A 12,202-nucleotide genomic window follows, 5' to 3' on the forward strand; every position below is an offset into this window, starting at 1 on the left:
TGTACTTGGAATATGAATAGAGAGGTGGTTTTAAATTGCTGACAAAACCAAAAAAATTGCAGCGTGGGGATAAGGTTGCTACCGTAAGCCCTTCTTGGGGAGGGGCTGGTGATCCCGGTCTCAGATGGCGTTATGTGCAGGGCGTGAAAAGATTGGAAACTATTTTTGATCTCGAGGTTGTTCCGATGCCGAATAGTTTGAAAGGATCAGATTATCTATATGAAAATCCCCAGTTGCGTGCGGAGGATTTGATGACAGCGTTTAAGGATGAGAGCATCAAAGGAATCATTACGAATATTGGCGGAGAAGATAGTATTCGTTTACTTCCATATATTGATTTTGACGTGATTCGTGGAAATCCGAAAATTTTCATGGGATTTTCTGATGTGACAATATCCCATTTATTTTGCCATAAAGCAGGTCTGTCATCTTTTTATGGTCCAGCGATTTTAACAGATTTTGCTGAAAACGTTGAGATGCTTCCATATACAGTTGAAATGGTAAAACGAACACTCTTTTGTAATGATATCATTGGTGAAATTCAACCAGCTAAAGAATGGACAAGTGAATTTATAGAATGGGATGAAGTAAACAAGGACCGACAGCGTACGATGCAACAAAATTCAGGTTATGAAGTGCTGCAAGGGTCAGATGTTGTACAAGGTCGCTTGTTAGGCGGTTGTATTGAAGTACTGGAGTTTGTGAAGGGAACTGAGATATGGCCAAGTGAAAAATATTGGGATGACGCCATTCTTTTCTTTGAAACATCCGAGGAGAAGACAGATCCAGAAATGATAAAATACTGGTTAAGGAATTATGCTGCACAGGGCATTTTTCAAAAAGCGAAGGGGATTATTTTTGCTAAGCCACTTGATGAGGCATATTACAAAGAATATAAAGATGTGATTTATCAGGTTATGAAAGAATACGATTTGGAAAATTTGCCGATTCTTTATAACCTAAATTTCGGCCATACGGAACCAAAGTTTGTATTGCCGTATGGTGCGATGGCAGAGATTAATTGTATCACGAAGACCTTTTCAATTATAGAAAATGGAGTAGAGTAACTATGAAAACAGATCGTCAATTTTTAAAAGAGATTCAAGACATAAATGAAGATTCTTCGGGATGGGATTTTTCGTTCATTACAGGTACGGGACGTATTCAAGAAGGATTATTAACCTAGTCTTATGGGAGTATGGCAAATGGAAAGAACACTGAATTTACAAAACGGAGAAACGAAAATCATTCGCCCGGCAAAACCTTCTGATGCAAAATAAATTATTCACTATATACATTGTATTGCAAAAAATCTTTGGCTATTTATGTGGATTTTAACTAAAGAGGATTGTTTTCGGAACACTGGGATAAGACGGCACTGAAAATGAATGTGACTCTTTTTAAATTCTATTTTGGAGGAATCTATTATGGAATTGAATGATTTAGTTCGATTGACCAATAATGTTTGGATATATCCCCATTCCGAACAGAGTATACAACCGAATATCGGAATTATAACTACTAAAAAAAGTACAATTTTAATTGATTGTGGAAACAGTCCTAAGCATGCAAAGAATATTGAACAATCATTACAAAAAATCGGAGCACCGCCGGTAGAATTTATCATATATTCTCATCATCATTGGGATCACACATTTGGGAGCTCTTATTTTAATGGAACCTTTATAAGTCATGAACTTTGTTATAATCATCTAAAATCTTACTCAGGTATAAAATGGAATAAGAAGTATTTGGAAAAGGAAATTGAACGGGAACCTTTACTTGAAGGTAGTAATCGAAAAAAAATGGAGCTAATTCAGGACTGGGAAAGCTTTAAAATCATTCTTCCCAATATTACTTTTAAAAATGAAATCACGCTTCATCTTGGAGAAACGACTCTGGAATTAAGTTATATCGGCGGTCGCCATGCTAACGATTCTATTCTTGTAAAGGAATTAGAATCCAATGTGATTTTTGTCGGTGATTGCTTCTACCCTCCTTCATTGCATCTAAGGAAAGAAGGGGATACGTATGATCTTGATATCCTAAAGAAATTAGAGCAAGAAGCAGCAGATGTATATGTCCACGGACATGGTGAGCCAGCTAACCTCAAAGAACTAAAGGACATTATTAGTTCTATAGAACAGGACTAGATACAAATAACAGATTTTTGAAATGATTATTATTAAACCAAAAAGGCAGGAATGTGCAAGAATCGATTTTAAGATAATCCTTGTTCCCACAAATACATGTAAGCTTTGTAAACCCCGGTCAGAGCAATACCTACACATTATAGGGGCGAAACTGAAAGGAACTTTTTACAAATCTAATTCGTATATACTGTTAAAGGCTTAAATCTAATAATAAAGGGAGATGTTTATACTTGAAAGTAAAAAGAAGCTTAATTGTATTGATTGCCGTTATTTTGCTTCCTTTTTCAGCAGTATCTGGGCAGTCTGTCAATTGGGGAGAGAATGAGGGAATTAAAATAAGCCTGGAAAAATTCATCAAGACAAAAGGCAGGATTTTACCAGGGGAATTTGGTGAATATTTTTTGCATGAGCATTTCTCTAGGATTTATCAGCAAACGAGTGAAAAATTTCGTCAGAACGTTCCATTTGCCGAATTTGAAAGATTGGCAGACTCTTTCAATCAAGGAGTAAAAAGCTATAAATTACAAACCAGATTATCAATTGATAAACATGTGAAACGGTTTGTTTGGGTCAATGGACAGCAGAAAACAAAGGGAATTCAAGTTGTTTTTGATAAGCACGGTACAATTCAAACCCTTCAATTAGTCCACTTATTGTCTTTTCCTGAGACTGACCAAATTTATACAAACAACGAGTATTCGATGCCTATCAAAGAAAATTGGATGGTCTTCTGGGGAGGGACAAATCAATTAATTAATTATCATTATTTATCAGAAAATCAAAGGTATGCTTATGATTTGGTGATGATGAAGAATGGCCGCACTCATCATGGAAACCCTAAAAAGAATAAACACTACTATGCTTTTGGGGAAGAGGTTGTTGCTCCTTCAAGTGGCAAAGTAATACAGGTGGTTGAAGACATTAAAGATAATATTCCGGGTGAAATGAATGCTAAACAACCCTTAGGAAACCACGTGATTATAGAACACGAAAATGGGGAATATAGCTTGCTTGCCCATTTCAAAGAAAATTCAATCTCGGTTAAGGCAGGTGACCATGTAGAAAGAGGAGAATTGCTGGGACTATGCGGTAATTCGGGAAATTCCAGCGAACCTCATATTCACTTCCAAGTAATGGATTCCCCTTATTTTTTCCAAGGGAACTCGGTTCGTATAAAATTTATAAGTGAAGAGGAACCGATTCAAGGAGACATTGTCAGACCAGTGTATTGACTATATAGTAGTTTTCAAGATACTTGGAAAAAGGTTGAGATTTTCATTACAAAGGATTGGACGTTTGATTATGCAAAAAAAGATACTGATTGTGGAGGATGACAAGGAAATAAGTGAACTCGTGACAAGTCATTTAAAACAGGAAAGTTACACAGTTTTTACTGCTTTTGATGGTGAAGGAGCACTCCAACTCTTTGAAAATGCAAAAATTGACTTAGTGCTGCTTGATTTGATGCTTCCGAAGCTCAATGGCATCGAGTTTTTGAAGAAAATTAGAGAAACAAGCTTTGTCCCGGTATTGATTATCTCAGCAAAGGAAAGTGATCTTGATAAATCGTTAGGACTCGGCTTTGGTGCGGATGATTACATAAGCAAACCATTTTCCGTTATGGAATTAACAGCAAGGGTTCATGCGGCTATTCGAAGAGCAACACAGTATATTCCCCCATCACAGGATCCTTCAAATATAACTCAATTTAAAGCACTGACACTGGACTTAGATACTTTTTCTGCACAAGTAAACAAGAGAAGTATACAGCTAACCTCGAAGGAATTTCAAATTTTAAAGCTTTTTATGCAGAATCAAAGCAGAGTTTTTACGAAGGAGCAAATATATCAGTTGATATGGGATGATGATTACTTTGGCAATGAAAATGTTATAAATGTCCATATTCGAAGGCTTCGCGAAAAGATTGAAAAGGACCCTTCCAACCCACAGTATATACGAACGGTTTGGGGAATCGGCTATAAATTAGGGGAGTAAGCTATGAATTTTTTACTGACAGCAATGATAATTATTCTGTTGTTCGTTATTGCGTGGCAATACTTTTCAATGAGAAAAACAAATCGTCAACTCTATGATATTCATGATAAATTAACTCATATTATTGAGCAAGAAACAACTGAAAAAGTGTCCATGCATACGAATCAACATGCTGTTCAGCAGCTGCTCATTCAAGTGAATCGTCTTTTAAACTATAATCAAAAAGTGATTGCTGGTTCCGTCAAAACAAAGGAAAGTTTGACAAAAATGCTTTCCAATATGTCGCACGATATGAAAACGCCTCTAACTGTTATTCTGGGATATGTCGAAAAATTAAAACAGGATGACAAGATGTCGAAAGAAGAGCAACGTGAGATTGTGGTTCGCCTGCATGAAAAAACATTAAGTGTTATCAGTTTAATGAACCACTTTTTTGACCTTGCCAAACTGGAGTCAGGCGATATTGATTTTCCAATGAGTCGGTTATCAATCAACGAAATTTGCCGGGAGAATGTATTGGAGTTTTATCATTTATCGCAATCAAAAGGTCTTCAAGTAGAGGTTGATATTCCAGAACAGGATTACTTTATTCTGGGTAATAAGATTGCGCTGAATCAGATTTTGAGCAATCTTATTTCAAATGCGATTCGTTATGGGGGCGACGGTGGTATATTTGGATTAACCATTCGGGAGGAGGGCGAGAATATCGCCATTGATGTTTGGGATTATGGTAAAGGGATTGCTGAAGTAGATTTTAATCGTGTATTTGAAAGGTTATATACGCTGGATGATGCCAGAAATCCTGAGTTTCAAGGAAGTGGTCTTGGTTTAAGCATTACCAAGCGCTTAACAGGAGCGATGAAAGGTGAGATAAAATTAAGCAGCAAACCGTATGAAAAAACCGTATTTACCTGTATTTTTAATCGAATAACATATTAGAAATTTCCAGAGGGGGTGTTCATCAAGAACAGCCTCTTTTTAGTAATCGATGTAAACTTAAGAAATTTGTAAGGAATAAGAAAGAAAAAAGTTATTTTCAATCATTATAATATTGATAGTAACTGAGAGGGGATTCAATTATGGATTACATCATTCGAACCACTAACTTAACAAAAAAAGTCAGAGGAAAGGAACTTGTGTCTGATATTAACATTCATATTAAAAAAGGAGAAATTTATGGCTTTCTAGGTCAAAATGGCGCAGGAAAGACAACTATTTTGAAAATGCTTACGGGGATTACAGGGCCATCAAAAGGAGAGGTTCTGCTATTTAACAAGAAGCTTACGGAAAAAACAAGATCCGTACTGACGAGAGTTGGAAGTATTATCGAATACCCGGTCTTTTTTGAACATTTAACTGCATTTGATAACTTGGAACTGCATTGTGAGTATTTAGGATTTTATGACGAACAAGAGATAAAACAAGCGTTGCAATTGGTAAATTTAAAAGAAATTGAAGACAAAATCGTGAAGGATTTTTCGCTAGGCATGAAACAACGACTCGGAATTGCGAGAGCGATCATAACAAAACCAGAACTAATCATTTTAGATGAACCGACCAACGGCCTGGACCCGATTGGGATTAGAGACGTGCGTCATTTAATTAAGATACTCAATAAGGAATATGGGATGACTTTTGTTCTTTCAAGTCACATATTAGGAGAATTGGAACAGGTTGTTGACAGAGTTGGTGTGATTCATCATGGAAACTTATTAAACGAGATCACTATGGCAGATATTCGAAAGGAGCAATCCGATTTTATCGAGCTTGTGGTGACGGATGCGAAGCGTGCTGTTTATTTACTTGAAAAATACCTCCATATTTCGAATATGAAAATCATTCAAGATTGTAAAATTCGCATTTATGATATGACTCATACACAAAGCGACATTTCCAGAACGCTTATTCTTCATAATATTGAAATTGAAGAAATACGAAAACATTCCAGTACCTTAGAAGACTATTTTTATCAACAAATTAATGGGGGTGATGTCAATGATTAAATTAATGCGATTGGAGTGGAGTAAACTAAAACAAAAATCAGTAATAGGTGAGGTGGTTGTCTATCCACTAATTTTAATGTTTTTACCTGTGTTTTTTATAGAAGGTGTTAGTGGTGACTTTGGCAAGAGCTATGCTGCGGTTATTGAGCTAAACTCGGCAATTCAAGTGGCGTTTATCTTATTTGGAGCTTCATTGATTAACCAAGTTTTTATTGATGAATATAAAAACAAAACGATTTCTTTATCCTTTAGGTATCCAATAAGCCGGCAAAAACTATTTGGAGCAAAAATACTATTTATTGCGACGTTCGTATTTCTTCTTGCCATGGCTTCTTATTTGTTAACAGGTGTTGCAACTTATGTAATTGATCAAGTGCAACCGATTATAAATGGCAATCCAACTCGTTCAGACCTAATCATGTTTTTTAGTCAGATGATTTTTCATTCATTAATTATTACCTTGATTAGTTTTATTCCCCTTTTTTACTTAGGGATTTGGAAAAGAGCGACAATCCCAACTGTGATTTGTGCGATTGTCCTGATGCAATCAAATCTCGCATCAATATTTAACCTTAATCTTGATCTAGTCCTTGCAGTGCTGTGTGTATTGGGAATTCTCAGTATTTTACTTTCCATTATGACCGCGGAAAAAATCGGAGAGATATAATTTACTCAAATTGTATAGAGGGATTATTTTGATCATCTCATTTGTGTTACAAGGTTTTCTGGCTGTATTATTTTTAAGTCTTGGGATACAGAAAATAATGGGTCATGAGCTGCAGGTTGATATATTTAAGAACCTTAAATTTCCCCAATGGTTCCGGGTAGTAACAGGCTGGGTACAGTTAGTTGGTGTCGCAGGACTGATTATTGGCTTTTGGCTTCCATGGGTTGTGACCATAGCAGGGTTATGGTTTGCAGTCACCATGTTGGTTGCAATAATCGCTCATATCAGAGTAAAGGATCCACTTGGTAAAACCATACCAGCGTTTGTATTGTTGATCATTTCCATCACATTAGGCACACTATAATAAGACTATAGTGATCTTACAGCGGAAAGCTGGTACAGTCATTAATGCAACATGATTTAATTGACGAGTACGTACTGATGATTCATCCGCTGGTTCTTGGTAAAGGGCGCCGTTTGTTTCCTAGTAACAACTCGATTGCGCATCTAAATCTAATCGAGTCAGTAACCACGGATACAGGTGTCATCATTGCTACGTATCGGTCGATGTCTTGGCTATAATCACCATTAGCTTATTTCTGTTAAAGGGCGCCACTTTATGTTGGAAACTAAATGGTATACTAAACATAAAATACTTTTGGAAGTGAGGTATACAATGGTTGCAAAGACTAAAAAGGATTTTTATGGATTAAAAGTAATCGGTGAAATTTGCGGCGCGATTCGAGATGAATTAGTACATTGTACGAAACCTGGAATTACAACAAAAGCACTTGACGAAATTGCGAGAGAGATGTTTGAAAAGGCAGGAGCTCAATCTGCTCCAAAAGGAGAATACGATTTTCCCGGATATACGTGCATTAGCATAAATAAAGAAGTGGCACATGGTATTCCAAAGTGGAAACGAACTATTCAAGAAGGAGGCATTGTAAATATCGATGTTTCAGGTTCAAAAAATGGATATTTCGCAGATACCGGAATTTCCTTTGTAGTAGGGAAAGGGGAGAAAACTTTACAGAAAATATGTGACGTTGCTAAAGAAGCGTTCGATATTGGACTTAAGAAGGCAAAACCAGGATTGAAAAAAAACGCGATGGGCAAAGCTGTACACAATGTAGCGAAACGGCATGGCTTAACAGTCATAAAAAATCTTACTGGACATGGCGTTGGGCGTTCGATTCATGAAGAACCAAAACATATTTTTAATTACTACACCCGCTGGGATGACGAAATTTTAAAAGATGGTATGGTAATTGCGTTTGAGCCTTTTATCTCTACATCTGAAGAGGAAGTTTTTCAATCCGAAGATGGATGGACCTTTCTAACCGATGAAAGCTTTGTCGCTCAATACGAACATACGATTATTATTACGAAGGAAGGACCGATTATTACTACAGTGTAAGAGCATTAATACTGCAATACGAAGGGCGCCATTCCGGAACAAAAGACAGCGCTCAATTTGCTATTGTCAGGCCATTTAATGGAATAACATTTTGTGTAAATAACAGAGATTGAAATAATTATTATAGGTCGGAATGTATCTGCTAAAATCGTTGTGCCTAAAAACACACCGGAAGCCAAAAAAAGGGGTCGAACGTCTTGGTGCAGAGTTGGTCGTTTACGGAACGGATTTTGATGAAGCGGAGAGGTATGCGTATCAATTATCTGATGATAGTGGTTATATGTATGTGAACTCATTTGACGATCCAAGTGTAGTTGCAGGGCAAGGGACGGCAGCGCTTGAATCGTTTCTCGAAGAACCCGATTTTGATGCGGTTGTGGTACCGGCAGGCGGTGGCCTTTTATGTGGAGTCGCCATAGCTGCAAAAACCGTGAATCCTGACATGAAGGTGATTGGCGTACAAACTTATGCTTCCCCACCTTGGTATTATTCATATCAAGCAGAGAAATTGGTCCCCGTTGAATATAAAGATCTTATGCGGAGGGGCTTTCTGGAGGGATTAATCAAAGCAATTTGGATCTTGTTTTAAAAATGGTTGATGATTTTGTTCTGGTAGAAGAAAGTGTAACAAGGGATGTACACTCTGGATGGCAAAGGAGTATCACTATATAGTAGAAGGAGCGGCTGTAGTTGGAATTACTGCTTTCCGTGATAATCTCTTACCTGATCTGAAAGGAAAAAAGGTACTTACGTTCGTTACAGGAAGCAATATAGAAATGGAACAATTGGTGGAATTTGCCCAAAGACATTAAAACCATTATATGTGCAAGGGAGTTAATTCCCACTGTTTCCACGCTTATAGAAATAGCGCATATCAGGAATTAGGTTGTGCTTGTCTTGCTCATAAGGGCGCATTTGCGGATTAAAAAATGCGCCTATTATTACTTTCTAGGACCATAGTGTTGAGCAATTGAGGAGAAAGTTTTAACATTCATATGTGATAAACTTAAAAAAATTGACTCAGTGACAGAACGTCAATAAGGAGGATTTTATCATGGAGAATGCATCAAGTAAGAGGAGAACAGATTCTGCTTCAAGAGTAATTTTGGCAACACCGCAAACCATCTATCAGGCATTCTTAAATCCGGAAGCATTGGTTTCGTGGCTTCCACCGAAAGGAATGTCGGGTCATATTGACATGTTTGACCCCCGCGAAGGCGGAACTTATCGAGTGATCCTCACTTACGAAATAGATCATTTAACTCCTGGCAAGACTTCGGAAAACACGGACGTAGCCCAGGGGAATTTTTTGGAGTTGATTCCAGACAAACGAATAGTGCAATCAGTAACATTCGATTCCGAGGACCCAGCTTTTTCGGGTGAGATGACACAAAAATGGCTCTTTGAAACCTATTCAGAAGGTACAAAGGTTACTATTGTTTGTGAGAACGTACCTGAAGGAATAAAAAAGGAGGATCACGACACTGGTTTAAGGTCCACACTGGAGAATCTCGCTATTTTTACTGAATGACAAACTTATAAATAGTATCGACCTTAAGCAATACGATCTGGCGCAATTCAGGAATAATCTTTTAGACAAAACAAAACTATACTACAATTAAAACTCAATTTTTTCTTAAATATAATAATAGGAATTGGGTCTTTTCGTAATTATTAACACTGGAAACCTGCATAATAAATAAATGCCAATTCAAACAAAGTACCAAGCTCCTACTCATGGTTGCCATTAAAAGCGTTAATCACTTTCTTAGTTGCCTGAGCTATAAGCTTATCATTAGATGCAGCATCTTTTTCATCACGATGAGAAAGGATAGCAAGTACTATCGGTTCACCTTTGGGTGGCCAAATGATACCAATGTCATTTTGTATACCATAGTCCGAGCTGCCAGTCTTATCAGCTACCTCCCATTGGCTTGGGACTCCCGCGCGAATTAATGTATCTCCGGTGGTGTTTTTTTTCATCCAATTTGTTAAAAGTTGGCGTTCTTTGGTTGGAAGGACGTCACCCAATGTAAATTTCTTAAGACTGATTGCAAGAGCTTTTGGTGTGCTTGTATCGTGCGTTTCTCCTGGTTTCACATCATTTAACTTTGGCTCAAAATACACAGGATTGGTAACTTCATCTCCAATTTTTTTAAGGGCTTTTTTTAGCCCAGTTGGACCGCCTATTTGTTTAAGTATAAGATTCTCTGCAGCGTTATCAGAGTATCGAAGGGCAGCATCGCAAAGTTCATTAAGAGTCATGCCTGTATTCACATGCTTTTTTGTGATTGGATTATAGTTGACGAGGTCATCACGTGTATAGGTGATTCTTTGTTTAAGATCTGATATTGATTTTTGTTGTAACAGCACTCCCACGGTTAAAGCTTTTATAGTTGATGCGTAAGCAAATCGCTCATTGGCTTGATAAGTCACCGTTTCACCTGTGCCGGTATCAATGGCGTAAACACCAAGATCCGCATCATATTTTTTTTCAAGTTTGTCAAAATCTTTATGATTTGAGTTCATTTGTTTCGGTTGATTTGACTGATCACTATTCCACGAACAACCTGCTAGAATTATACATGAGAGTATAAGTACGGTTGCGGTTTTTTTAGATTTATATTTATGAAAAACCATTTCTCGAAGTTTCATTTTAGTTTCCCTCTTTTCCCAAAAAACTATTGATTACATTTGTAATACAATACTACATGTGTAATCAAATTGTCAAGGGATCTTTTGTATTATAAGGAAATACACTTTAAATTTTGGCAGAATTATTACTGAAAGGAAGTTTCATTAATAGTTTGAGTTAAGGGGGGAGATTATGTTGGTTCCAATAATATTTAACTATATAATTGCAGCTAACCATGAATAAAACTATTCCAGAATTGGGAGCAGTTGCGTAATAAAGACGAAAGAACATCTTGCTGAAAAATTAAAGAGGGTAGGAAGGAATTTTCTATAGGGACAAAATCACCTTAAAATTTATTTTGAGGTGATTTTGTCTCTGGTTATTTCTAAAAACGCCTTGATTGCAGGTGAAAGCCACTTGTCTTTATGCCATAGCATTTGGGTAACAACCTGGAGGTTAGGCATTTTCCAAGGGAGGGAAATCAATTCGCCACGTTCCAGCTCAGCCTTAACGGCTATTCCAGGTAAAAAGGCAATACCAATGCCGGCCATTGCGCACTGTTTGATCATCTCTGCGCTGCTAAATTCCAAATTGGTCATACTTTCATGGATTCCCTGTTGCTCTATGGTTCGATTAAAAAGTGTACGATAGGGACATCCTTTCTCTGTAAGCAAAAACGGTTCCCCTTGGAAATCTTCTGGACGAAGGTATGTCTGTTTTACAAGTGGATAGTCTGGCGCAACGAGAAAGAGAAAGGGTTCCTCAACTAAAGGTTCAATCATAAGGTTTGTTGAACCAAAAGATTCATCCAACATAAAAACAATGTCCGTTTTTCCTTCGTAAAGACTTTGTTTAAGTTGTTCATTAGCCAAAGGGCGAAAGATTACCCGTATGCCAGGGTAACGAGCGCGAAAAGACCGTAAAACGGCAGGTAAACGGTATGAGCCGGGAATTTCATTGGCACTGATGGTAAGAGTACCCGTTAATTCTTCATTTTCTTTCATAGCCAAATGTGCTTCATCCACACTGTTTAACACCTTTTCTGCATGTAATAAGAATTTTTTTCCATCGTCAGTAAGGACAATTTGTTTTCCTAATCGGTCAATGAGTTGAGTACCTAATTCTTCTTCCAAGGATTGCATTTGCATCGTAACATTCGATGGAACATAGTTGAGTGCTTCGGCGGCACGGGTGAAGTTTAGTGTGAAGGCAACCGTTCTGAAGGTCATAAGCTGGCGTATTTCCATAAGTTTTCATCCTTCCTTCAATTTTTTTGAATAACCATTTCAAAAATGTTTACTTTTATTGATAATAACATCCATTTATACT

Annotated in this window: 15 protein-coding genes; 13 read left to right on the top strand and 2 right to left on the bottom strand. The window is 37.2% G+C overall.

Features of this window, described 5'->3' with window-relative positions:
- The first annotated feature begins 35 nt into the window (after nt 1-35).
- The 13 genes from B1K71_RS09695 (at nt 36) to B1K71_RS09750 (ending at nt 9,769) form a co-directional block, all read left to right on the top strand.
- On the top strand, nt 36-1,067 hold the full coding sequence (locus B1K71_RS09695) for a S66 family peptidase (protein WP_077326364.1): 1,032 nt from the start codon (nt 36-38) through the stop codon (nt 1,065-1,067).
- A gap of 360 nt (nt 1,068-1,427) precedes the next feature.
- On the top strand, nt 1,428-2,153 hold the full coding sequence (locus B1K71_RS09700; protein ID WP_077326366.1) for an MBL fold metallo-hydrolase: 726 nt from the start codon (nt 1,428-1,430) through the stop codon (nt 2,151-2,153).
- Nucleotides 2,154-2,383: 230 nt separating this feature from the next.
- A complete protein-coding gene (locus tag B1K71_RS09705) occupies nt 2,384-3,385 on the top strand; it encodes a M23 family metallopeptidase (protein ID WP_245799226.1) in 1,002 nt (333 codons plus the stop codon).
- Between the two features lie 70 nt (nt 3,386-3,455).
- Nucleotides 3,456-4,148 (top strand): response regulator transcription factor, encoded by a 693-nt coding sequence (locus B1K71_RS09710; protein WP_077326367.1) that lies wholly within the window; start codon nt 3,456-3,458, stop codon nt 4,146-4,148.
- A 3-nt stretch (nt 4,149-4,151) separates the two neighbouring features.
- Nucleotides 4,152-5,087, top strand: coding sequence for a sensor histidine kinase (locus tag B1K71_RS09715; RefSeq protein WP_077326369.1), 936 nt, complete (start codon nt 4,152-4,154; stop codon nt 5,085-5,087).
- A gap of 140 nt (nt 5,088-5,227) precedes the next feature.
- Nucleotides 5,228-6,151, top strand: a complete 924-nt coding sequence (locus B1K71_RS09720; protein WP_077326371.1) for an ATP-binding cassette domain-containing protein — start codon at nt 5,228-5,230, stop codon at nt 6,149-6,151.
- On the top strand, nt 6,144-6,818 hold the full coding sequence (locus B1K71_RS09725) for an ABC transporter permease (protein WP_077326373.1): 675 nt from the start codon (nt 6,144-6,146) through the stop codon (nt 6,816-6,818). Before B1K71_RS09720 ends, B1K71_RS09725 begins: the two co-directional genes overlap by 8 nt.
- Before the next feature lie 28 nt (nt 6,819-6,846).
- The gene (locus B1K71_RS09730) at nt 6,847-7,182 is read left to right on the top strand and encodes a DoxX family protein (RefSeq protein ID WP_245799227.1); all 336 of its coding nucleotides are present in this window, start codon (nt 6,847-6,849) and stop codon (nt 7,180-7,182) included.
- Between the two features lie 77 nt (nt 7,183-7,259).
- Nucleotides 7,260-7,400: a dihydrofolate reductase family protein gene (locus B1K71_RS20405; RefSeq protein WP_428848869.1), complete on the top strand. Its 141-nt coding sequence runs from the start codon at nt 7,260-7,262 to the stop codon at nt 7,398-7,400.
- Between the two features lie 94 nt (nt 7,401-7,494).
- A complete protein-coding gene (map, locus tag B1K71_RS09740; protein WP_077326379.1) occupies nt 7,495-8,238 on the top strand; it encodes a type I methionyl aminopeptidase in 744 nt (247 codons plus the stop codon).
- A gap of 133 nt (nt 8,239-8,371) precedes the next feature.
- Nucleotides 8,372-8,827, top strand: a complete 456-nt coding sequence (locus B1K71_RS09745) for a pyridoxal-phosphate dependent enzyme (RefSeq protein ID WP_077326381.1) — start codon at nt 8,372-8,374, stop codon at nt 8,825-8,827.
- A 58-nt stretch (nt 8,828-8,885) separates the two neighbouring features.
- Nucleotides 8,886-9,050, top strand: coding sequence for a hypothetical protein (locus tag B1K71_RS19905; protein WP_175631884.1), 165 nt, complete (start codon nt 8,886-8,888; stop codon nt 9,048-9,050).
- 242 nt (nt 9,051-9,292) lie between these two features.
- Nucleotides 9,293-9,769, top strand: coding sequence for an SRPBCC domain-containing protein (locus B1K71_RS09750; protein WP_077326383.1), 477 nt, complete (start codon nt 9,293-9,295; stop codon nt 9,767-9,769).
- A 200-nt stretch (nt 9,770-9,969) separates the two neighbouring features.
- Here B1K71_RS09750 and bla read toward each other — a convergent pair whose 3' ends face one another.
- Together bla and B1K71_RS09760 are read right to left on the bottom strand one after the other, a co-directional pair.
- Nucleotides 9,970-10,893 (bottom strand): class A beta-lactamase, encoded by a 924-nt coding sequence (gene bla, locus B1K71_RS09755; protein ID WP_077326385.1) that lies wholly within the window; start codon nt 10,891-10,893, stop codon nt 9,970-9,972.
- A gap of 333 nt (nt 10,894-11,226) precedes the next feature.
- The gene (locus B1K71_RS09760; protein WP_077326387.1) at nt 11,227-12,120 is read right to left on the bottom strand and encodes a LysR family transcriptional regulator; all 894 of its coding nucleotides are present in this window, start codon (nt 12,118-12,120) and stop codon (nt 11,227-11,229) included.
- Nucleotides 12,121-12,202: the final 82 nt, after the last annotated feature.

Source organism: Virgibacillus siamensis, assembly GCF_900162695.1.
GTDB lineage: Bacteria > Bacillota > Bacilli > Bacillales > Amphibacillaceae > Lentibacillus > Lentibacillus siamensis_A.